Source organism: Nonomuraea harbinensis (genome assembly GCF_019396385.1).
Lineage (GTDB): Bacteria > Actinomycetota > Actinomycetes > Streptosporangiales > Streptosporangiaceae > Nonomuraea > Nonomuraea ferruginea.
This window is the reverse complement of the sequence record NZ_JAHKRN010000029.1, coordinates 12080-33010: the sequence shown is the minus strand read 5'-3', so window position 1 is coordinate 33010 and position 20931 is coordinate 12080. Positions and strand designations below refer to the sequence as shown.

Annotated in this window: 18 protein-coding genes and 1 tRNA gene; 4 read left to right on the top strand and 15 right to left on the bottom strand. The window is 68.8% G+C overall.

Features of this window, described 5'->3' with window-relative positions; translation table 11 throughout:
- Positions 1 to 5: 5 nt before the first annotated feature.
- The gene (darG, locus tag KME79_RS26935) at positions 6 to 1082 is read left to right on the top strand and encodes a type II toxin-antitoxin system antitoxin DNA ADP-ribosyl glycohydrolase DarG (RefSeq protein ID WP_219546875.1); all 1077 of its coding nucleotides are present in this window, start codon (positions 6 to 8) and stop codon (positions 1080 to 1082) included.
- 71 nt (positions 1083 to 1153) lie between these two features.
- Here the strand turns inward: darG and KME79_RS26930 are convergent, their stop codons facing one another.
- The 3 genes from KME79_RS26930 to KME79_RS26920 form a co-directional block, all read right to left on the bottom strand.
- Positions 1154 to 2278, bottom strand: coding sequence for a helix-turn-helix domain-containing protein (locus tag KME79_RS26930; protein ID WP_281429502.1), 1125 nt, complete (start codon positions 2276 to 2278; stop codon positions 1154 to 1156).
- A gap of 25 nt (positions 2279 to 2303) precedes the next feature.
- On the bottom strand, positions 2304 to 2948 hold the full coding sequence (locus KME79_RS26925) for a hypothetical protein (RefSeq protein ID WP_219546873.1): 645 nt from the start codon (positions 2946 to 2948) through the stop codon (positions 2304 to 2306).
- 361 nt (positions 2949 to 3309) lie between these two features.
- Positions 3310 to 3391: transfer RNA gene (locus KME79_RS26920), tRNA-Tyr, on the bottom strand.
- A 261-nt stretch (positions 3392 to 3652) separates the two neighbouring features.
- On the opposite strand from KME79_RS26920, the gene KME79_RS26915 reads away from it, so the two are divergent.
- Positions 3653 to 4144 carry a YajQ family cyclic di-GMP-binding protein gene (locus tag KME79_RS26915; RefSeq protein WP_148036498.1) on the top strand — a complete coding sequence of 164 codons (492 nt, stop codon included), beginning with the start codon at positions 3653 to 3655 and terminating at the stop codon, positions 4142 to 4144.
- A gap of 94 nt (positions 4145 to 4238) precedes the next feature.
- On the opposite strand, the gene KME79_RS26910 is transcribed toward KME79_RS26915, so the two are convergent.
- Positions 4239 to 5120 (bottom strand): FAD binding domain-containing protein, encoded by an 882-nt coding sequence (locus KME79_RS26910; RefSeq protein ID WP_219546872.1) that lies wholly within the window; start codon positions 5118 to 5120, stop codon positions 4239 to 4241.
- Positions 5117 to 7627, bottom strand: coding sequence for a molybdopterin-dependent oxidoreductase (locus tag KME79_RS26905; protein ID WP_219546871.1), 2511 nt, complete (start codon positions 7625 to 7627; stop codon positions 5117 to 5119). The genes KME79_RS26910 and KME79_RS26905 overlap by 4 nt, the downstream gene beginning before the upstream one ends.
- A 94-nt stretch (positions 7628 to 7721) precedes the next feature.
- Between KME79_RS26905 and KME79_RS26900 the strand changes: the two genes are divergently transcribed.
- A complete protein-coding gene (locus tag KME79_RS26900; protein WP_219546870.1) occupies positions 7722 to 8294 on the top strand; it encodes a TetR/AcrR family transcriptional regulator in 573 nt (190 codons plus the stop codon).
- On the opposite strand, the gene KME79_RS26895 is transcribed toward KME79_RS26900, so the two are convergent.
- Genes KME79_RS26895 through KME79_RS26875 form a run of 5 tightly spaced genes read right to left on the bottom strand, consistent with a single transcriptional unit; the run spans position 8270 to position 12701 of the window.
- Entirely contained in the window at positions 8270 to 8989 is a 720-nt protein-coding gene (locus KME79_RS26895; RefSeq protein WP_261809046.1) for a response regulator transcription factor, read from the bottom strand. The two genes, KME79_RS26900 and KME79_RS26895, sit on opposite strands and share 25 nt — an antisense overlap.
- 22 nt (positions 8990 to 9011) lie before the next feature.
- Positions 9012 to 9839, bottom strand: coding sequence for a phosphate ABC transporter ATP-binding protein PstB (gene pstB / locus KME79_RS26890; protein WP_219546958.1), 828 nt, complete (start codon positions 9837 to 9839; stop codon positions 9012 to 9014).
- 34 nt (positions 9840 to 9873) lie between these two features.
- Complete coding sequence (pstA, locus tag KME79_RS26885) at positions 9874 to 10764, bottom strand: phosphate ABC transporter permease PstA (RefSeq protein WP_148036493.1); 891 nt, start codon at positions 10762 to 10764, stop codon at positions 9874 to 9876.
- Positions 10764 to 11702: a phosphate ABC transporter permease subunit PstC gene (pstC, locus tag KME79_RS26880; protein ID WP_219546869.1), complete on the bottom strand. Its 939-nt coding sequence runs from the start codon at positions 11700 to 11702 to the stop codon at positions 10764 to 10766. The genes pstA and pstC overlap by 1 nt, the downstream gene beginning before the upstream one ends.
- Positions 11703 to 12701: a PstS family phosphate ABC transporter substrate-binding protein gene (locus tag KME79_RS26875; RefSeq protein WP_219546868.1), complete on the bottom strand. Its 999-nt coding sequence runs from the start codon at positions 12699 to 12701 to the stop codon at positions 11703 to 11705. It lies immediately after the preceding gene.
- Positions 12702 to 12915: 214 nt separating this feature from the next.
- On the opposite strand from KME79_RS26875, the gene KME79_RS26870 reads away from it, so the two are divergent.
- Positions 12916 to 13380 carry an NUDIX hydrolase gene (locus KME79_RS26870; protein ID WP_246640505.1) on the top strand — a complete coding sequence of 155 codons (465 nt, stop codon included), beginning with the start codon at positions 12916 to 12918 and terminating at the stop codon, positions 13378 to 13380.
- Here the strand turns inward: KME79_RS26870 and KME79_RS26865 are convergent.
- The 5 genes from KME79_RS26865 to KME79_RS26845 all read right to left on the bottom strand — a co-directional run bounded on the left by KME79_RS26865 (position 13355) and on the right by KME79_RS26845 (position 20923).
- Positions 13355 to 14848, bottom strand: coding sequence for a hypothetical protein (locus tag KME79_RS26865; protein ID WP_219546866.1), 1494 nt, complete (start codon positions 14846 to 14848; stop codon positions 13355 to 13357). The two genes, KME79_RS26870 and KME79_RS26865, sit on opposite strands and share 26 nt — an antisense overlap.
- A gap of 29 nt (positions 14849 to 14877) precedes the next feature.
- Positions 14878 to 15729, bottom strand: coding sequence for a zinc metalloprotease HtpX (gene htpX / locus KME79_RS26860; protein ID WP_148036488.1), 852 nt, complete (start codon positions 15727 to 15729; stop codon positions 14878 to 14880).
- A gap of 105 nt (positions 15730 to 15834) precedes the next feature.
- Positions 15835 to 17391: an NADH-quinone oxidoreductase subunit N gene (locus tag KME79_RS26855; RefSeq protein WP_219546865.1), complete on the bottom strand. Its 1557-nt coding sequence runs from the start codon at positions 17389 to 17391 to the stop codon at positions 15835 to 15837.
- Positions 17388 to 19052, bottom strand: a complete 1665-nt coding sequence (locus KME79_RS26850; RefSeq protein ID WP_246640495.1) for a complex I subunit 4 family protein — start codon at positions 19050 to 19052, stop codon at positions 17388 to 17390. Before KME79_RS26850 ends, KME79_RS26855 begins: the two co-directional genes overlap by 4 nt.
- Positions 19049 to 20923, bottom strand: coding sequence for an NADH-quinone oxidoreductase subunit 5 family protein (locus KME79_RS26845; protein WP_219546864.1), 1875 nt, complete (start codon positions 20921 to 20923; stop codon positions 19049 to 19051). The genes KME79_RS26850 and KME79_RS26845 overlap by 4 nt, the downstream gene beginning before the upstream one ends.
- Between the last annotated feature and the right edge of the window lie 8 nt (positions 20924 to 20931).

The following is a 20931-nucleotide window of genomic DNA, read 5'->3' as shown; positions in this document are numbered from 1 at the left end:
CTGTCATGATCGTAGACGCGCAGGGTGACCTGCTAGCGGCTGAGGTTGACGCCTTGGTCAATACAGTAAATTGCGTGGGCGTGATGGGTAAAGGTATCGCCTTGCAATTCAAAAGGCGCTACCCGAACATGTTTCAAGCCTATGCGAAAGCATGTCGACATGGCGAAGTTCAAATCGGCCGGATGTTCGTAGTGCCAACCGAGCAACTAAGTGGCCCGAGATTCATCATAAATTTTCCAACCAAGAAACACTGGCGTTCCCCATCTCGACTTGAATACATCGATGCAGGTCTTACCGACCTCAAACACGTCATCAGAGAGCACGGAATCAAGTCAGTAGCTATTCCACCTCTGGGCGTCGGCAACGGAGGGCTCGACTGGAAAGATGTCGAGCCTCGCTTGCGTGATGCATTCTCCGATATGCCAGATGTCACTGTGCACATCTACGCACCATCCTCAGCACATCGTGAAGTTGACGCGCCAATAAAGCTACGTATGACGTGGGGGCGAGCGATGCTACTGGACCTTCTACGACGTTACGTGCAGCAACGCCAGGCAATGGAGCCCTGGGAAGATCCCAGCGGGGCATCCCACCTCGAAATACAGAAGCTGATGTACTTCGCTAATGTTTTGGAACCGCGGCTTACCCTCGATTTCGAGCCAGGTCGATACGGGCCATACAGCGAAAAGGTCCGCCATCTTGTCCAGAACATGGAAGGTGCGTATCTAAAGGGTTTCGGCGACGGATCAGATCGAGTTCTAGAGCAAACACCAATCGCCCTAACTAATCTCGCAGCTAGCGAGCTCGATAGATATCTAAGCGAGCGGGACTCCAGCAAGGAAAGAACGATAGTAGATACCGTCCTCGCATTTATAAAGGGCTTTGAAGGCCCTTATGGTCTAGAGCTTCTTGCCAGCACACATTGGGTGGCAGTCGAAGAGCAAGCTTGGGAACCCCGCGAGGCTGCACAGGCCGTACGATCCTGGACGAAGCGAAAGGGGCGGATATATACCGACCGCCGTGTAAGCTGCGCCCTGGAGCGCCTTCAGTCACCAGTTGGACGCGAACTTATTAGCGCCTAACCTTTGCACCGCCACATCGGCACATCAATACGAACGGGGGCTCCGCAGTCGCTACAGAGCCCCCGTTCGAGCTAATGCACAAGGCGAAGGGCAGGTGGCGTCGGCGGACTCGGCCGGAATTCGCCCGGAGACGAAGCAGGCTTCACTAGTGTGGCTGGGGTGAGGCCAAACACCTGATCGCTAAGTTCATGCATACTTATATGCAGATCCTTAGCAATCCGTTGCGGTGTTATACCTTCCTCTCTCAGCGCGGCCACGACCTTGGAGAGGAGCTGGGAGGACTCTCTTGGAATTCCTCCTATCTCTTCCCTCCTATAGCCCATGCGAGAGAGATTCGTAGCAAGGCTACGATAGCCCCATTCTGTCACAAGATCCAGTTCGTGGAGGCGATAGGTCAGCGCCATTGCCGACACCTTCCATATCGACTTGGCAGCCAAGACCTTGTCTACTGTAGCATTGTTCAGCCGTTGCGCCAGAACAGCTTGCTCAGGCATCAAAAAGGCTGAAGCGAATCTTTGAGCTTGCTGCTCCGCCTCCTTGCCATGCGGAATCTCATGCTCCGGGTGTAGCACCAGATGCCCCAGTTCATGTGCGGCATCAAACCTACCGCGCTCACCCGACTTTCTCGTGTTGAGGATTACGTACGGGGTTCTTTTCCAATAGAACGAGAATGCATCAACCTCTAGACATTCCTCGGCCAGCGAGAAGACTCGCACTCCATGCGCCTCAAGTAGATGCACGAGATTACTGATGGGCGCGACGCCAAGGCCCCATTGTCCCCTAACGCGCTCAGCAGACCACTCTGGATCTTTACCGGGTAGCGTTGGGACGTCGGGCGAGGGCAGGCGAAACTGCTCTTCTATCCATTCATTGATCATGATTGCGATGCGAGCGGCCGCCAAAGCTGTATCTCGCTGGCCGGCAGTCAGCTTACTCGGTGCACGGAAACTTACCGCCTCTAGCGGGATTTCCTCGACTTCAGCGGCGGTTAGAAATGCAGGAGGAACTTCTAGAGCCTCGGCCAACGCATCGATGACCGCAGGTGCGACCTGACGTTCACGAGCTCTACCGTTCTCATACTCCGATAGCGTGCGAGTGGTGATCCCTGTAATCTGCTCCAAGCGCACCAGGGTCATGCCTCGCCGCTTGCGAGCCACCTTGAGGCGCGATGGAGTGATTGCGTACCTGTTCGTCATGATGCCGCCTCTACCCTACCGGGCGTCAGCGGCGCTCAACGGCAACGTCGAAGCCCTGCCCGTCCTCGCGCTGCTCGTGTCCGAGCGAAACATCCTCGAAGATGAAGGCAGGGATCAGGATCCGCTCCCGCCACCAGCTGACATACCCTTGCTCGGTGATCTTTCCAGGCAGCGAGAGCTCGACAGCGATGCCACGCGAAGTAACGCTGTAAAGCAGAATCCATGTCGCCCGAGGAGCATCGGCCGCATCGTGCAGCTTGGCGCCAACCTCCGGTTCGACGAAGAACAGAGGCAACTGCTCGTTGTCCTCAACGACCTTCTGATAGGTCGCGCCCTTCGCGTACTTCGTCGTGGGAGCCGGGCCAGTGGAGCTACCCGTCTGAACGTCACCAGTCGTGGCAACGATCCCGATCTCACCTGTGGGACTGATTGTGAGCGGCAAACCGCCCGGATTCTCGTAGGTCCAACCCTTCCGGCCGGTCCGGATTCGCAGATGCTCATTGATCCGACCCCAGCGGGCCATGCCAGGCATCACCCGGGGAGCCGCTTCGGACCATGACGCAGCCTCGCCCTGCCCTGCCTTCAAGGCAGCGTGAACGTCCTCGACGTTCAGCCCCATCTGCGCAAGCCGGTCCATTGCAGCTTGCTCCTGGTGGATCACCCGTTGCATAGGGCGCCTCCTTTCTCAGCTTCCGGAAATCCTCCCTCATCTGAGGGAGGAAAACAAGAAGATCGCCTAACTATGCCGCACTGGTCCGGTAGCCATCACACGAACTTGCTGTCCAAGCCATGTGCGGCCTTGCCCAGGCTCCATCGCCCCTCGGAGCACCATGCTCACGACACGAGGGTCCCGGGACTAGCCCTGCAGCAATCAGGAAGGGCGACTCCGTCGGACTGCAGCAGCCCGGCAACTTGGCCGCGTATTGGCCGTGAGACACCGTAGAACGCCGGTGATCGCCGTAGACAGTCGGACACAACGCGAGAGGCCCGTCACCGCGTTTCCGCTGGTGACGGGCCTCTTCCCGCTGGTGTGGCAGGTGCAAGGTTCGAACTTGCGTAGGCTGAGCCGACGGTTTTACAGACCGCTCCCTTTGGCCACTCGGGCAACCTGCCGTGTCTTCCGCTCTCGCGGCGACAGAGAAAAGGATAGCGGACTTCCGCAGTGCACGTGACACCAGTTTGTCCCCGTCCCGATTCGCTCCGACCCCCTCGTTCCCGCGGACACCCCACCGAGGTCAGCCCCACGACACGGAGCTTTTCCACAGGGCCGGAGGCGGACCCTGCACCGGGCGGAGATGCTGGCTAGGCTCGTGGGCTGGATGCGTTCGGAGTCGGACGCTCACTGGTGCTGACGCAGCTGAGAGGAAGTGTGCTTTGGCCGATTCATCGTTCGACATCGTGAGCAAGATCGACCGGCAGGAGGTCGACAACGCGCTCAACCAGACCGTGAAGGAGATCGGGCACCGCTTCGACTTCAAGGGTACGGGGGCGAGCATCAGCTGGTCCGGTCAGGAGCATATCGAGATCAAGGCCAACAGCGAGGAGCGGGCGAGCGCCGCGCTCGACGTGTTCAAGGAGAAGGTGATCAAGCGCGGCCTCTCCCTGAAGATCCTCGACGCTGGCGAGCCCAAGCTGTCGGGCAAGGAATACAAGATGCTGGTCGCGCTCAAGGAGGGCATCGACCAGGAGAACGCGAAGAAGATCTCGAAGATGATCCGCGACGAGGGCCCCAAGGGCGTCAAGGCGCAGATCCAGGGCGAGGAGCTGCGGGTCAGCTCGAAGAAGAAGGACGACCTGCAGGAGATCATCGCCCTGCTCAAGGGCAAGGATCTCGACATCGCCCTTCAGTTCACGAACTACCGGTAGCGGAGCGGGGCGCGAGGCCGTGCGCGGTCGTCGCGCTCCCGCCGGCACCGTACGCGGTCAGGAGCCCTTCCCCCCGCCCGGCCGAACACGCTGGTCAGGAGGGTGCCGTGGCCTGTTCCAGCACCTCCAGCACCGTGGCCGTCAGCAGCGTGACCTTGTACCCGTTCGAGGCCGTCGGCGCGCACCGGGAAGCGGCCCGCCCGGCCGCCACCTCCATGGGCTCCCCCGCGGCGAGAGCCTGTTCCACCTCCGGCAGCCGCAGCGGGACGCGGGCGACGCCTCCGACGCTCACGGCCGCCGCGCCGTCCGGCGTCACCCGCGCCACGGCCTCCACCAGCGGCCACTCGGCCTCGGACCGGCTGGTGGCGCGGTGGTACGCGGCCCGTTCGCCGGCCACGGGCGGCGGCAGGTGGACCGCCAGGAGGATCTCCCCGGGGTCGAGCAGATGGTCACGGGTCGGGTCCGAGCCGTACAGCGAGCCGACCGGGAAGGGGCTCCTCCCGTGCACCTCCACCTCGGCGGCGTAGACCAGCAGCGCCATCGCCAGCGACGACGGGTGCGGGGCGACGCACGGGCTGGTGTCGATCACCGCGGAGTAGAGGCCGAGGCCGTCGCGGGCGGGGCAGGAGTCGCCGCCGTTCTGGTGGCAGGAGAAGGCGGGGTTGCGGAAGTACGAGCAGCGGTTGCGCTGGAGCAGGTTGCCGCCGATGGTGGCCACGGCGCGGATCTGGGGTGTGGCCAGTGCTCCCGCGGTGAGGGTCAGGGCGGGGTAGGCGGCGCGGAGCCGTTCGTCGCGGGCGATCTCGGCGATCGTGGTCAGCGCGCCGATATGGGCGGAGCCGTCCGGCTGCCAGGTCACGCCCGACGGCCCCGGCAGGTCCCGCAGGTCCACGTACGGTCCGGTGCCCGGCAGGCTCATCAGGTCGGTGCCGCCCGCGCGGAGCCGGCCGTGCGGCGGGTTCTCAAAGATGGTCACGCTCTGATCCCTTCGAGGAGCCGGTCGGGGCGGATGGGCAGGTCGTGGGGGCGCCAGCCGGTGGCGTTGTGCACGGCGTTGGCGACGGAGGCGGCCACGCCGATCGTGGAGACCTCGCCCAGGCCGACGCCGCGGCCGTTGACGTGGTCCCAGCCGTCCTGGTGGAAGTGGATGGTCATCTCCGGGGTGTCGCCGATGCCGGGGATGCGGTAGTCCTCCAGGTTCGCGGTGAGGACGGTTCCGGTGGTGGGATCGACGTGGCGTTCCTCGTACAGGGCGTAGCCGATGCCCTGGATGATGCCGCCCTCGCACTGGTTGCGGGCCGGTCTGTCGGCGTAGATGTGGCCGGTCGCGATGCCGCCCCAGACGCGCAGCGGCCTGACCGTGCCCATGCGGGTGTCGACCTCCACTTCGGTGACGTGGACGGCGCCGCTGAATCCGCGGCCGATCGCCATGCCCTGCACTGCGAACGGGGTCACGTAGCCGCCCCGGTCGCGCCGCCGCTTGCCGACCACCTTGGTGCCGGAAGTCATGCCCTGGGCCCGCAGGCGGCGGGCCGCGTCGCGTGCGGCGGGGGCCACCGAGGTGGTGGTGCGGCTGCCCAGGGACGCCGGTCCCGGCACGGTGCCGGATCTGCCGATCTCGACGCGGATCCGGTCGGCGGGCAGGCCGAGCTCCTCGCGCAGGATGCCGGCGATGACGCTGCGGATGCCGGTCCCGATGTCCTGTGTGGCGGTGCGGGCGACCACCACGTCGTCCTCGACCTCCAGCTCGACCTCGGTGCCGGGGCTGACCGCGTAGAACCAGTTGGCGGCGGCCACGCCGACGCCGCGGCGGTGGCGGCCCGTCTGCGATCCGGTGCGCGGCCTGTCCCGCCAGAGGGGCAGCTCCGCCGCCCGGTCGTAGAGCGCACGCCGCTTCGGGTTGCCGTCCCAGCGGCGGCGCAGCGCGATCGGGTCCTCCTCCAGGCGGTGGGCCATCTCGTCGACGGCCTGCTCCAGGGCCCACAGCAGGGGCGGGGCGCCGGGGCCGCGGAACGGCGTGCCGGGCGGTTCGTTCGTGACGACGTCGAAGTCGCGCAGCCGCCGGGGCGCGGTGCCGTACACGAGGCGGGCGTGCAGGGCGACGGCGGATCCGACGGACACGCCGCCGCGGCCGTGCACGTCCACGGCGAGGGCCGACAGATCGCCCTTCTCGTCGGCGAGCAGGGCGATCCCGGCCCGGGTGCCCGGCCGGTTGCCGGCGTCGGTGAGCTCCTCGGCGCGGCTGAGCACGACGCGTACGGGGGCCCGGCAGGCGCGGGCGAGCTCGACCGCGGCGACCGTCTCCACGGTGATCCCCGCTTTGGCCCCGAAGCCGCCGCCGACGTGCTCGGCGACGACGTGGACCCGGTTCGCGTCGAGCTTCCAGCGCTTGGCCGCCCGCTCGGCGGCCATGGCCACCGTCTGGGTGGACAGGTGCAGGTGGAGGTCTCCCCGCTCGTCCCATCGGGCCACGCACGCGTGCGGCTCCAGCGGCGTGTGGACCTGCACGGCGGTGGTGTACGTCCCGGTGACCAGGAGCGGGTCGGCGCGCCGGCGGGCGGCCTCGATCCGTTTCACCGCGGTGCCGGCGCGCCGGCTCGCCCCGGTGAACGGGCCGTGTACGTTGCCGTTCCAGCCGCCGGGCAGCGTGAGCCCTTCCCCGGAGGACGGGGCCTTCTTCCTGGTCCGCTCGTCGTAGACCGGCGGGGCGCCGGGCGTGTCGTCGAGCGCGGCGGGGAGCGGCTCGTAGCCGATCCTGGCGGCCTCCGCGACGGCCAGCGCCTCGCGGCGCGTGGGCGCGGCGACTGCGGCGATCGGCTGGCCGGCGTAGCGGACGATGCGGTCGGGCGGGAGCAGGTCGACCGTGGTCCCGTCCACGTCGACCGAGGTGACCAGCGCGTGCGCCCGGGTCGAACGGATGATCACGCCTTCCCACTGGCCGTCGTGCCGGATGTCGGTGGTGTAGCGGGCGCGGCCGGTGACCTTCTCGACGGCCTCGACCCGGGCGGGCGTCGTGGTGCCGGAGTCGTGCTCGCCCCGGCACGCGGCCTCGATGGCGGCGTAGATCCCCGCGTACGCTCCGCAGCGGCACAGATGGCCGGCCATGGCGGCGGCGATCCGCTCGCGCGGCGGCGCGACGTCGCCGTGCTCTTCGCGCCAGGCGTCGACGAAGGCGGCGGCCTCCACCACGAAGCCGGGCGTGCAGTAGCCGCACTGCAGCCCGTCATGGGCCATGAACGCCCGCTGCACGGGATGGTCGAGCCCTTCGGCCGTGACGACGGCCCGTCCCTCCACCGCGGTGGCCGGGAGCAGGCAGCTCACCTGCGGGGTTCCGTCCACCTTGATCGTGCACGCTCCGCAGACTCCGGTACGGCAGACCGCTTTGGCCCCGGTGAGGCCCAGGCCGTCGCGTAGGACGTCGACGACCACGTCGTCCGGGCCGGCGTCCGCCTCGGTGGGCACGCCGTTTATGGTGATTTTCATGTCACTCCTGCTGACGCCGTCAACATCGGATGTTGACAGTGTCAGCTACCATCGCTGACGTTGTCAACATGGGAGGTCGTGAGAGGGTGGACGCATGGTGGACGACACCAGGAAGCGGCTGATCGAGAGCGCGCTGAGCCTGCTGCGCGAGGAGGGCCTGGACGCCGTGACGTTGCGTGCGGTCGGCGAGCTGGCCGGTCTGTCGCGGATGGCCCCCTACCGGCACTTCACCGACAAGACCGCCCTGCTGGCGGCCCTCGCCGCCCGGGTCATCACCGACCTCAGCACTCACGTCGCCGCCGCCGTCCTGCGCCACGCCGGCCGTCAGGAGCGGCTCCGGGCCTTCTACGGCAGCTACGTCGAGTACGCCGTGGCGCATCGCGAGGAATACCGGCTCGTCTTCGCCTCGGCGTTCTCCGCCGGCGACCATCCGGAGATGGAGAAGGCGCTCGACGAGGTGATGACCGCGCTCAGCCTCGACATCACCGACCACGGGCCGGTCAACAAGGCCACGATGATGGCCCTGATGTCCACCGCCCACGGCCTCGCCGAGCTGGCGACGGCGGGCCACCTCGCGCACAAGGCGATCAGCCTGGAGGACGTCATCGACATCATCATCAGGGGCGTCGGCCGGTCCGGTGCTCAGCCGGGGGCCACCAGGCGGTAGCCGACTCCCCTGACGGTCTGGATGAGCGTGTCGTCGGTGTCGCCGAGACGGGCGCGCAGGCGCTTGACGTGCACCGCGATCGTGTTGGTGGCGATGTTGTCCCCCGAGGCGTGCCAGACGTGTCGCATGATCTGCTCGCGGGTGACGGTCCTGTCGAGGTTGCGCATCAGGTAGTGGAGCAGCTCGAACTCGCGCAGCGGCAGATGGACGACGCGGCCGGCGACCTTCACCTGGTAGGCGTCGGCGTCGAGCTCCACGTCGCCCACGGCGATGAGCCGGCCGGCCTCGCCCGCCGCCGTCGCCTGGATCAGGGGCAGCAGCTCGTGCAGCCGGTACGGCATGGCCACGCACGCGGTCGCCCCCGCCGTGAGCGCCTGCACGGCCAGCTCCGCGTGCCCCTCCCCGATGCCGAGGAGCACCGGCATCGGATGGCTGATGCGGATGGCCCTGACGAAGTCCACGGCGCTGATGAGCGGCAGCGACGCGCTCACCAGCACCACGTCCGGGCGCAGCGCTCCCGTCTGGATGAGCGCCTGGGCGCCGTCGGCCACGCCCGTGACCTCCACGCCCTCGCGGGCCAGGGCCGCCGCGAGCACCTCGACCCCGGCCGAGTCGGGGTCTGCCACCAGCAGCAGCGGCACCGAAGGCGCCCCCGCCCGCGCGCCCCCGCCGAGCGTCGCCTGCGGCTGGATCACCCGGGTCCTCCTCTGAGTCGGGTCACCCGAAGCGACCGGTGATGTAATCCTCGGTGCGCTTGTCGGTCGGGTTCGTGAAGATGCGGCTGGTCTCGTCGAACTCCACCAGGCGGCCGTGCCGCTCGCCCTTGTCGTCCACCTCCGCGGTGAAGAACGCGGTGCGGTGGGAGACGCGGGCGGCCTGCTGCATGTTGTGCGTGACGATGACGATCGTGTAATCGCGCGCCAGCTCCTGCATCAGGTCTTCGATCTTGGTGGTGGCGATCGGGTCGAGCGCGGAGCAGGGCTCGTCCATGAGGATCACCTCGGGCTTGACCGCGATCGCCCGCGCGATGCACAGCCGCTGCTGCTGGCCGCCGGAGAGGGACAGCGCGTTCTGCTTCAGCTTGTCCTTGACCTCGTCCCACAGGGCCGCCCGGGTGAGCGCCTCCTCGACGAGGTCGTCCATCTTGCCCTTCAGGCCGTTGACGCGGGGGCCGTAGGCGATGTTGTCGTAGATGGACTTGGGGAACGGGTTCGGCTTCTGGAACACCATGCCGATGCGCCGCCGGACCTCGATCGGGTCGACGTGGTCGCCGTAGAGGTCCTCGTCGTGGTAGAGGATCTTGCCTTCGGCGCGGGCGCCGGGGATGAGGTCGTTCATCCGGTTGAAGCAGCGCAGCACGGTGCTCTTGCCGCAGCCGGACGGGCCGATCATGGCAGTGATCTCACGATTGCCGATGACCATGTCGACGCCGCGGACGGCCTCGTACTCGCCGTAGAAAACACTGAGACCCGACACGGTGAAGACCGGGTCGAGGGATTCGATGGTACGGGGGGCGCCGGGGGCGTTGACCGCGATGTTCTTCATGGTTGTCGTCTCTGTCTCGCTCATGTTTCTTCCCTCACCAGCGCTTCTGGTAGCGGTTACGAAGCCAGATGGCGGCGGAGTTCATCAGCAGCAGGATCGCGAGGAGGATCACGATCGCCGCGGCGGCCAGGTAGTGGAACCCTTCACGCGACTGGGAGATCCAGTTGAAGATCTGGATCGGCAGGACCGTGTAGCTGGCGAAGACGCCGTCCGGGTTGAAGCGGATGAAGGACACCGCGCCCAGCATCAGCAGCGGGGCCGCCTCGCCGATCGCCCGGGAAAGCGCCAGGATGGAGCCGGTGGCGATGCCGGGGATCGCCGCGGGCAGCACCTGGCGGGAGATCGTCTGCCACTGCGTCGCGCCCAGGGCGAGCGAGCCTTCACGGATGGACGGCGGGACCGCGCGGATCGCCTCGCGCGAGGCGATGATCACGACGGGGAGCACCAGCAGGCCCAGCGTGATCGACGCGGTGATGACGCTGAATCCCAGGGCCAGGGCGCGGGCGATGATGCCGAGCCCCAGGATGCCGTAGACGATCGACGGCACCGAGGCGAGGTTCTGGATGTTCAGCTCGATGACCCGGTTCCACCAGCGGGACTTGTCCGCGTACTCCTCCAGGTAGATCGCGGCCGCGATGCCCGTGGGAATGGTGAAGAGCGCGGTCAGCGAGATCACCCAGAGCGTGCCGGTGATGGCGGACTGCGCGCCGGCGATCTCGGGGTCGCGGATCGACGGCATGTTCTCCCACAGGCGGGAGTCGAGCCTCGGCCAGCCTTCGACGAGCACGTAGGTGAGCAGCGCGGCCAGGAAGATGAACGCGATCGCCAGGCTGGAGATCAGGGCGATCCTGAACAGGTGCTCCCGGACCGGCTGCCCCTTGCCCGCCAGCTGCACGGCCGAGCGCGGGGTGGAGAGGACGGCCATTATTCGTACACCTCACGGAACTTGCGCACCAGGCGGGCGCTGACGAGGTTCATCAGGAACGTCATCACGAACAGCAGCGAGCCCACCGCGAAGATCGTGTTGTAGTCGACGGTGCCGACCGGCACGTCACCCGATCCCGCCTGGGCGATGAACGCGGCCATGGTCTGCATCGCCTTGCCGATGTCGAGGGTGAAGTTCGGCTGACCGCCACCCGCCATGTAGACGATCATCGTTTCGCCGGCGCCCCGCGAGATCGCGAGGATGACGGCCGCCACGATGCCGGAGAAGGCCGCGGGCAGCACCACGCGGAGCGAGGTGACCATCTTGGAGGCGCCGAGCGCGTACGAGCCCTCGCGCAGCCCGGCCGGGACGGCGGCCATCGCGTCCTCGGAGAGCGAGGCGACGATCGGGATGATCATGAACCCGACCACGAGCCCCGCGCTCAGCGCGTTGAAGATCTCGATCTCGAACGGCAGGACGCCCCGCAGCAGCGGGGTGATGAAGCTCAGCGCGAAGAACCCGAAGACCACGGTCGGGATGCCGGCCAGCACCTCGAGCGCGGGCTTGCAGAACTTCCTGACGCGCGGCCTGGCGTACTCGGACAGGTAGATGGCGGCGGCCAGCCCCAGCGGCACGGCCACCACCACCGCGATCCCCGTCGTGATGAGCGTCGCGCTCACCAGGGGCAGCACGCCGTAGGTCGGAGGCTCGAACAGCGGCCCCCAGTTGGTGGAGGTGAAGAACTCCAGCGCGCTGACCTCGGTGAAGAACCGGAGAGTCGGCTCCAGCAGCGACACCACGATGCCGATCGTGGTCGCGATGGACACGAGGGCGGCCAGCATGAGGACCGCCTTGATGAGCGCCTCGCCGTAACGCGGGCGCGACCGCGCCAGGGACGAGGGTGCCCCTGACGCGGTCGCTGAGTGTCGCGCGGCCATCTAGCCCTGCTTCAGAGTGTCGAGGTCACTCTTGAGCTTGGCCTCCTGCTCGGAGTTGAGCGGGATGTACTTGGCGTCCGTCGCGATCTTGGCGATGTTGGCGACGTAGAAGTCGAGGAAGGCCGCGACCTCGGGGCGCTTGGCGGACTCGACCGACGGGTAGATGAACAGCGGCCGGGCCAGCGGGGTGTAGGTGCCGTTCTGGGCGTTCTCGGAGCTCGGCGCGACGCAGCCGTTGCCGGAGTCGATCTCGACGGCCTTCAGCTTGTCGGCGTTCTCCTCGAAGTAGGTGAAGCCGAAGTAGCCCAGCCCGCCCTTGGTGCCGGTGACGCCCTGGACGATGATGTTGTCGTCCTCGCTGGGGCTGTAGTCCTTGCGGCTGGCGCCTTCCTCACCGTTGATCTCGTCGGTGAAGTAGTCGAAGGTGCCGGAGTCGGTGCCCGGGCCGAACAGCTTCAGCGGCTCGTCGGGGAACTTGGCGTCGACCTGCTTCCAGCTGGTGATCTTGCCCTCGGCGCCCGGCTCCCACATCTTCTTGAGCTGGTCGGTGGTGAGGCAGCTCGCCCAGGTGTTCTCCTTGTTCACCACGACGGTGAGGGCGTCGGTGGCGACCGTGAGCTCCGCGTACTTGACGCCCTTGGCGTCGCAGGCGGCCTTCTCCTCGTCCTTGATCGGGCGGGAGCCGTTGGAGATGTCGGTCTCGCCGTTGCAGAACTTCTCGAAGCCGCCGCCCGTGCCGGAGGTGCCGACGGTCACGTTGATCTTGGGCTGCTCCTCGGCGAAGAACTCGGCCGCCGCGCTGGTCAGCGGCGCCACCGTGCTGGAGCCGTCCGCCTTGACCTGGCCGGACAGTTCGCCGCCCGCTGCCTGGCTGGCGTTCGCGCTCGCGGTTCCTTCACCGGCGGGCGGAGTGGTGTTGGTGCCGCCACATGCGGCGGAAAGGGCCACGACGATGGCGGCCGTCGCCGCCGCGCTGAGGCGGCGCTGTCCACTGGTCACGGTGTGCGTCCTTCTCCGTATGAGATCCGTAGTCGATGCACTTCGATAGAACCGGTCCAAAGTGAACAGACGGAGAACAGGCCATGACCACAACCGGAAAGCGTGTATCGAAGCGCGTGAACCCTTGGCCAGAGATACACGCTCACCTGGGCGTCATCCCGGGTTCATTGCCCCTTCATGGCCCTGACCCGGCGTAGGCTTCATAGACGTGACGATGATCCCCCTGCGCCGTTACACCGCGCGCGCCCTGCCGATCGACGATCTGGGCCGCGTCCTGCTGCTCAACGGGTTCGACCCGGTCCGCCCCGACCAGCCGTTCTGGTTCACGATCGGCGGCGCGGTGGAGGGCGAGGAGAGCCTGCGGGAGGCCGCCGCGCGGGAGCTGTTCGAGGAGGTCGGCATCCGGGCGCCGGCCGACGCGTTCACCGGGCCCTACGGCACCGGCACCATCGAGTTCTCCTGGGCCCAGTACGCGATCGTCCAGGACCAGACGTTCTTCGCCGTGCGCGTCGGGCGGGCGGCGGTGTCGTTCGAGCACATGGAGCAGATCGAGAAGGACACCACGATCGGCCACCGCTGGTGGGGCGTCGAGGAGCTGGAGACGACCGACGAGGTGATCTTCCCGGCAGATATGGCGGCGATCCTGCGCGCGATCACGTCGGGCGCAGCACCCGCGTAGCGCCCGCGATCAGCGCCGTCGCCAGGATCCACCCCGCCACGACCAGCCCGTACGCGAGAGCCTGCGTCCAGCCGGCCGGGTCGAACATGTCCCGCTGCCCGAACGCCGACCACGGCAGCAGCAGGTCGAAGGTGTAGGCGAACGGGTCGAAGCCGGGGGCCTCGTCCGGCTTGACGGCCCGCGGCGGGTTCATCCCGAACACGACCGTGCCGATCACCAGCAGGATCCCGAACCACACCGCCGCCAGCCAGGGGCGGTAACCGTAGCCGACGGTGAAGTCGAGCAGCCGCCCCCACAGCCGGCCGCCCAGCCCTTCCGTGCGCCGCCGGTTGCGCAGCTTGGCCAGTTGGGCGCGGCGGGCCAGCGCCTCGTTGCCGTCACGGCGGTACCACGCCACGAGCTGTTCGTACGGTTGCGGCCGGAATCCTTCCGGGTCTCGGCTCACCCAGTCGATCCGCCGGGCGACGCCGCTGCCGCGCAGCCGCTCGTACGTCAGGCCGTTCAGGCGCAGCCTCTCCGGCCAGGTGTCGGGCGAGTCCTGCAGCGTGCCGACGGTCGAGTGGGCCAGCGTCACCACGCCGTCGATCGGCTCGTCCGGTTTGAGGTAGAACTCGCGGACCTCCATGTGGCTCGCGTGCAGCGCGTACGGGGTGTCGGGGCTGCGGATGACGCCCCTGATCGCGAGCAGGCCGTTCACCCGTGACCCGCGCAGCCGCGCGCAGCCCAGTGACAGGAAGTCGCCGGTGCACCGGAGCGCTTCCTCGACGACCATGCCGTCGGCGTCGAGCGCGAGCCTGCCCGGGTTGCGGAGCTTCGCCCCCGTCAGGGAGAGCCCGCCGTTCAGCCGGGCGCCGGCCAGCCGCGTCATGCCGGTGATGTCGGCGTTGCCGAGGTAGGCGACCGAGTCGACGATCATTGCGGTGCCCTGCAGCGCCGGCTCGGTCTCGTGAGGGTGCTCCACCTTGGTGCCGGCGAGCCACAGGCCGGTCGCGAACTGGGCGCGCATCACCTGCACCGGCCCGGTGACGTGCGAGCCCGACAGGCTCAGGTGCCCCTCGACCCGCATGCCGACGCCGCCGAACGACGGCAGCCGGCAGTCGGTCAGCCGTACGGTGCGCGTCCGGCAGTCGGTGAGCCTGACCGGCCCTTCCAGGTGGCAGCCGCTGAGCACCAGCTCGTGCTCGACCGTGCCGCCGAAGATCTGCAGGGCGCCGGTGATCCTGGCGCCGCTGACGCGCACCGCCGGGACCGCGCCGGCGCCCGCCTCACGGGCGCCGAGCAGCAGCTTCGCGATCACTTCCGCCCGGACGGTGCGCTCGGGTCCCCACGTGTCGCCGTCCTTGGGCGCGTTCACCCCCGCGGTACGGGTCGCGCCCGGCTTGACGTCGGCGAACTCCACCATCTCCCCGGTCGGGAAGGCGTTCCACACTCTTCGCTCGGCCTTGGTCAAGCGTAAAGATCGCGCCATGCCGTCGATTCTCGCCCTTCCGTGTCCGGTCAGCGCCGGTAGCCGGCCATCCGCTCCAGCCTGGCCACGCGCTCGGAGGTGGGCGGGTGCGTGGAGAACAGGCGGCCCAGACCGGCGCCGCTGAACGGGTTGGCGATCATCATGTGGGAGGCGGAGGTGAGGCGGCTGTTCTCCGGCAGCGGCAGCCGCCGCGCGCCCATCTCGATCTTGCGCAGGGCCGAGGCGAGCGCCAGCGGATCACCGGTCAGCATGGCCCCGGACTCGTCCGCCTGGTATTCGCGGGTACGGGAGATCGCCATCTGGATCATCCCGGCGGCGACCGGGCCGAGCAGCATCATGAGCAGCGCCCCCAGGAAGCCTGGGCCCTCGTCGTCGTCGGATCCGCCGAAGAACACCGCCACGTAGCTGATCCAGGTGATCATGGTGGCGAGCGCCCCGGCCACCGAGGAGACGAGGATGTCGCGGTTGTACACGTGGGACAGCTCGTGCCCGATGACGCCGCGCAGCTCGCGCTCGTTCAGGAGCTGGGTCAGCCCGTACGTGACGCACACCGCGGCCTGGCGGGGGCTGCGACCCGTGGCGAACGCGTTCGGCTGCACCGTCGGCGAGATGTAGAGGCGAGGCATCGGCTGGCGGGCCTCGGTGGAGAGCTCGCGCACGATCCGGAAGAGCGTGGGCTGCTCGACCTCGCTGACCGGCCGCGCGCGCATCGCCGACAGCGCGATGCGATCGGAGAAGAAGTAGGCGAAGCCGTTCGTCGCGAGAGCGAGCAGGAACGCGATCTGCAGACCGGTGCCGCCACCCAACCACCAGCCCAAGGCGATGATCGACGCGGACAGCCCCCCGAGCAGGAGCGCGGTGCGCAGACCGTTGTGGTGCAAGGTTCCCCCCTTCGTGGTCCGGGTGCAACCAGTACAACGACGATCCCCTGCCCCAACGTTCCCCGCAGTGCACAAGCCTGGGCATAGAGCGACGATCCGTACGGACTACCCCGACAGAAGGGTCAGATCGAGCACGAGCTGGGGCGCCACCGAGAACAGCACCGCCGCCGCCACCGCGAGACCCGTCGCCGCCCACACCGCCGGGAACACCCGGCGCGCGGCGGGCGCCGGGCCCGGCTCGGGGGCGAACAGCCGGGCCGCCCAGACGACGTAGTAGTAGAGCCCGATCACCGTGTTGACCGCCATGACCACGGCCAGCCAGGCGGCCCCGCCGTGGACGATCTCCCGGAACACCACCACCTTGGCGAACAGCCCCGCCAGCCCCGGCGGCAGCCCGGCCAGGCAGATCAGGCAGAACGCCAGCGCCAGCCCCGCCGCCGGCCGGCGGAACACCAGGCCCCGGTAGTCGGCCAGCTCGTTGCGGGCGGCGGTCCGCGAGACGAGCATGACCACCGCGAACGCGCCCAGGTTCATCGCCGCGTAGATGACCAGGTAGGCCACGGACGCCCCGACCGCGCTCGCCCCCCAGCTCCGGGCCCCGGAACCCTGGAACGCCACGGCCAGCGGCGCCAGGATGTAGCCCGACTGGGCCACCGACGACCAGGCCAGCAGCCGTACGGCGGAGCGCTGCCGCATCGCCAGCAGGTTGCCCGCCGTCATGGTGAGCGCCGCGACGATGGCGACGACCGGGGTCCAGGTGGCCGCCTGTCCGGGCATGGCGAGGACCAGGACGAGGATGAGCCCGGCGAACCCGGCCGCCTTGGAGATCACCGAGAGCAGCGCCGCCACCGGGATGGGCGCGCCCTGGTAGACGTCGGCGGCCCAGGCGTGGAACGGCACTGCCGCGATCTTGAAGGCGAAGCCCGCCACGACGAGCACGATCCCGACCGTCACCACCCCCGGCAGCCCGTGCTCCGCCGCCACGAGCGACGCCGAGCCCTCCGGCCAGCCGGGAGCCGGGGCCGTGCCGCTGAGCACCTCCGCCAGCCGGGACAGGAACACCGTGCCGCCGACCCCGTACAGCAGGGACACCCCGAACAGCATCACGGCCGTCGAGACCACCGACACGACGAAGAGCTTGACCGCGGCCTCGGAGGCGCGGCCGTCGTACCGCTTCAGCGCGGTCAGCGCGAAGACGGGGAGCGACACCAGCTCCAGCGCCACCACCAGCATGATCAGGTCACGGGCGGCGGGCAGCGTCACCGCGCCGACCAGCGTGCAGAGCAGCAGGAAGTACCACTCCCCGACCGGGATGCCGCCGCCGGCCAGCTCGGTCATCGACATCAGCACGATCACCACGGCCGCCACCAGGACGAGCCCGGCGATCACCAGCGTGAACCGGTCCACGACGAACGAGCAGAGCCCCGGGTCGCCGTCGCTGAGCCGCTCGGGCACGCAGAACGTCGGCAGGGTGCGGCCCGTGAAGCCCTGCGCCGCCACGAAGCCCAGCGCCACCATGACGCCGCCGAGCGTGATGGCCCCGAGCCCGGCCGTGACCCTCGGCCCGGCGGGAAGGAAGGCGTCGAGCAGCAGCACCAGCCCGGCGACCAGCGCCAGGGTCAGCGGCGCGGCGATCGCGAAGTAGTCGATCTGCTGGATCATGGCAGGGCTCCCAGCAGGATCTGCACGGCCGGTGTGGTGAGGGAGAGCAGCAGGCCGGGCCAGAGCCCGAACAGCAGGATGAGCCCGATCAACGGCACCCAGGCGACGAGCTCGTGCCGCCGGATGTCGGCCATCCCCGGGGGCCCCGCGGCACCGGGCAGCGCATGAACCGGCCGCTCGTCCGGCGCTTCGGGAAGCGTCGCGCTCAGCCGGCCGACGACACCCTCACCCGCGGCGCCCGGCCCCGGCACGCCGACCGGCGCCGCCCCGCCGGCGGCCGCGGGGGCGCCGTGGGTGACGCGGGAGAGCATGACCAGGAAGTACGCCGCCGTCAGCACCGCGCCCAGACCGCCGATGACCATGAAGGTGAGGAACAGCCCGCGAGGCAGCGACTCGGCCGGTTGGAAGGCGCCGAACAGCGCCAGCATCTCCCCCCAGAACCCGGCCAGCCCCGGCAACCCCAGCGACGCGATGGCGGCGAACGTGAGGACCGCGCCCAGACGCGGCAGCGTGGCCAGCATGCCGCCGCCCAGCGAGGGGATGTCGGCCGTGTGGTAGCGGTCCTTGATCGCCCCGGCCAGGAAGAACAGCAGGCCGGTGATCAGGCCGTGGGCGATGTTCGCGAACAGGGCGCCGTTGATGCCCGTGGGCGTGAGCGTGGCGAAGCCCAGCAGCACGAAACCCATGTGACCCACCGACGAGTAGGCGATCATCCGCTTCAGGTCGCGCTGCGCCAGGCAGGCCAGGGCGCCGTAGACGATGCCGACCACGGCGAGCGCACCCAGCCACGGCGCGACGGCCGCCGCGCCCTCGGGCAGGACCGGGATCGCGATCCTGGCGAAGCCGTAGGTGCCCATCTTCAGCAGCACCCCGGCCAGCAGGACGGACCCGACCGTGGGCGCCTCGGTGTGGGCGTCGGGCAGCCAGGTGTGCAGCGGCCACATCGGCGTCTTGACCGCGAGCCCGAGCCCCACCGCCACGAACGCCACCACCTGCACCGCCCGGCTCATGCCCGCCCCGTGGCTCTGGGCCAGGGCGACGATGTCGAGCGTGCCCGCCTGCGCCCAGATGAGCAGCAGGCCGAGAAGCATCACGACGGACCCGAGCAGCGTGTAGAGGATGAACTTGATCGCCGCCGCCCTGCGCCTCTCGCCGCCCCAGATGGCGATCAGGAAGTACATCGGCACGAGCACGATCTCGAAGAACACGAAGAACAGCAGCAGGTCGAGGGCGAGGAACGTGCCGATCATGCCGACTTCGAGCACCAGCAGCGTGAACACCAGCGCCCTCGGCCGCGCACCGCCCGCCCTGGGACGCAGGAGCTGGCCCGGCCCAGCTCCGTCGCCCCAGCCAAGGTAGGCGAAACAGAGAAACGTCAGCAGGGCCGTCAGCGCGACCAACGGCAGCGAGATGCCGTCCACGCCGAGCTGGAAGCGGAGGTCGAGCCCGGGAATCCACGCCACGTCCACGGTGAACTGCGGCCGCGCCGCCTGCCCGTAGTCGAACGTGGCGACCATCACCACGGCCAGGCCCAGCGTCACACCGGACACCGCCATGCCGTACACGCGCAGCACCGGACGCAACGCGTCGGCCGCGACCAGAAGCAGCAGCGCCCCCAACAGCGGCACCGTGACCATCCCGACGGAAAGCCATCCGCTCATGCGAACACCACCGCCCCCACCGCGATCAGGAGGACCCCCGCCAGCAGGCCGCTCAGGTAGAGCTGGACGTTGCCGTTCTGGGCTAGTCGCAGCAGGCCGGAGAGCCCGCGCGCGGCACGGCCCGAGCCGCGCACCGCGCCGTCGACCACCACGTCGTCGGTCCGCAGAACCCCTCTGGCCAGGGCCAGCACCGGTCTGACCACGACCGCCGAGTAGAGGCCGTCGACGTAGAACGCCCGCTCACACGGCACCCGCAGCACCCCCAGCAGCCGGGCAGGGTCGGCCAGCGGATCGGCGCGCCAGGCGACGTACACCACGCCCGCGCCGAGCAGCGCGAGGGCCACGCTGACGACCGCGACCGGCAGATCGAGATGCGGCTCGGCGGCGAACCCGAGCAGCAGGGCCGGGACCGCGAGAAGCGCGACCGGCACCAGCATGGTGCGTGGGCCCTCGCGGGTGTCGATGACGTGCGCGGTGCCGGGCTCGGGCTCCGGCAGCGCGACCGTCCGCGGCGGGCCGAAGAACGTGCGCAGCCAGGCTCTGGTGGCGTACGCGCCGGTGACCGCGACGGTCGCGAGCGCGCACCCGTACAGAAGGAGGGCGGCGGCGTCCGTGAGACCGCCCGCCAGCGCGCCCTCCATGGCCACGAGCAGCGCGTCCTTGCTGAAGAAGCCGCTGGACGGAGGCAGGCCCATGAGGGCGGCGAAGCCCACCGTGGTCGCGGCGAACGTGACGGGCAGGTCGCGCCGGAGCCCGCCCATCTGGCTCATCAGGTTGGCGCCGACGTGGTGGATCACCAGGCCGGCGCAGAGGAACAGCAGCGCCTTGAACGCGCCGTGCGTGACCAGATGGAAGATCGCGGCCGTGTCGGACCCCGCGGCGAGGCCGCCCGCCATGTAGGCGAGCTGGCTGACCGTCGAGTACGCCAGGACACGTTTGAGATCGTCCTGGGCGAGCGCGGCCAGAGCGGCCCCGAGCATGCCGAGCGCGGCCATGACCGCGAGCACGTCCATCGTGGGCCCCGCGGCGGTGAAGGCGGGGAACAGCCGGGCGACGATGAAGATGCCGGCGGCGACCATGGTCGCGGCGTGGATCAGCGCGCTGATCGGCGTCGGGCCCGCCATCGCGTCGGGCAGCCAGGTGTGCAGCGGCACCTGCGCGCTCTTGCCCGCGACGCCGGCGAGCAACAGCAGCGTGGCGGCCACCAGCGTGCCCGAGGACATCTGGGGCACGGCGGCGAGCACGTCGGCGATGCGGAAGCTGCCCGCGCCGATGCCCAGCACGAAGATGCCGAACAGGAAGCCGACGTCGCCCAGCCGGGTCACCAGGAACGCCTTGATGGCGGCGCGGGAGTTGCCCAGGTCTTCCCACCAGTGGCCGATGAGCAGGTAGGAGCAGAGGCCCATGATCTCCCAGCCCACGTAGAGGACCAGGAGGTCGCCCGCGTACACCACGAGCAGCATGGCCGCGGTGAACAGGCTGACGAAGGCGCTGTAGGACGGGTAGCGGGGGTCGTCTCTGAGGTATCCGATCGAGTAGACCTGGACGGCCAGCGCCACGAGCGTGACCAGCACGCCGAGCAGGGCGGACAGGTCGTCGGCCTGCAGGGTGAGCGAGATCGGGACGCTGCCGGTGACGACGGTGCCGTAGGTGGCGCCCACCGGCGCCGGCCGCGGCCCGCCCTCCAGGAACGCGAACCCCTGACCCCACGCCAGCCAGACGGCGAGCACGGCGGCACCGGCTGTCGGGATCACCGCGATCCAGGCGGCCCTGGTGTTCGCGCCCTCCGCACGTCCGCGCCGGGAGAGCAACAGTCCGGCGGCGGCGGCCGCGAACGGCAGGAGCACGGTCAGCAGCGGAAAGTTCGTCACGACCCGCC

Excerpts from the sequence above, each read along its gene's own strand:
- darG (WP_219546875.1), top strand. The coding sequence starts at position 6 with ATGATCGTAGACGCGCAGGGTGACCTGCTAGCGGCTGAGGTTGACGCC.
- KME79_RS26930 (WP_281429502.1), bottom strand. The coding sequence starts at position 2,278 with ATGACGAACAGGTACGCAATCACTCCATCGCGCCTCAAGGTGGCTCGC.
- KME79_RS26925 (WP_219546873.1), bottom strand. The coding sequence starts at position 2,948 with ATGCAACGGGTGATCCACCAGGAGCAAGCTGCAATGGACCGGCTTGCG.
- KME79_RS26905 (WP_219546871.1), bottom strand. The coding sequence starts at position 7,627 with ATGAAAATCACCATAAACGGCGTGCCCACCGAGGCGGACGCCGGCCCG.
- KME79_RS26900 (WP_219546870.1), top strand. The coding sequence starts at position 7,722 with ATGGTGGACGACACCAGGAAGCGGCTGATCGAGAGCGCGCTGAGCCTG.
- pstB (WP_219546958.1), bottom strand. The coding sequence starts at position 9,839 with ATGAAGAACATCGCGGTCAACGCCCCCGGCGCCCCCCGTACCATCGAA.
- pstA (WP_148036493.1), bottom strand. The coding sequence starts at position 10,764 with ATGGCCGTCCTCTCCACCCCGCGCTCGGCCGTGCAGCTGGCGGGCAAG.
- pstC (WP_219546869.1), bottom strand. The coding sequence starts at position 11,702 with ATGGCCGCGCGACACTCAGCGACCGCGTCAGGGGCACCCTCGTCCCTG.
- KME79_RS26870 (WP_246640505.1), top strand. The coding sequence starts at position 12,916 with ATGATCCCCCTGCGCCGTTACACCGCGCGCGCCCTGCCGATCGACGAT.
- KME79_RS26865 (WP_219546866.1), bottom strand. The coding sequence starts at position 14,848 with ATGGCGCGATCTTTACGCTTGACCAAGGCCGAGCGAAGAGTGTGGAAC.
- KME79_RS26855 (WP_219546865.1), bottom strand. The coding sequence starts at position 17,391 with ATGATCCAGCAGATCGACTACTTCGCGATCGCCGCGCCGCTGACCCTG.
- KME79_RS26850 (WP_246640495.1), bottom strand. The coding sequence starts at position 19,052 with ATGAGCGGATGGCTTTCCGTCGGGATGGTCACGGTGCCGCTGTTGGGG.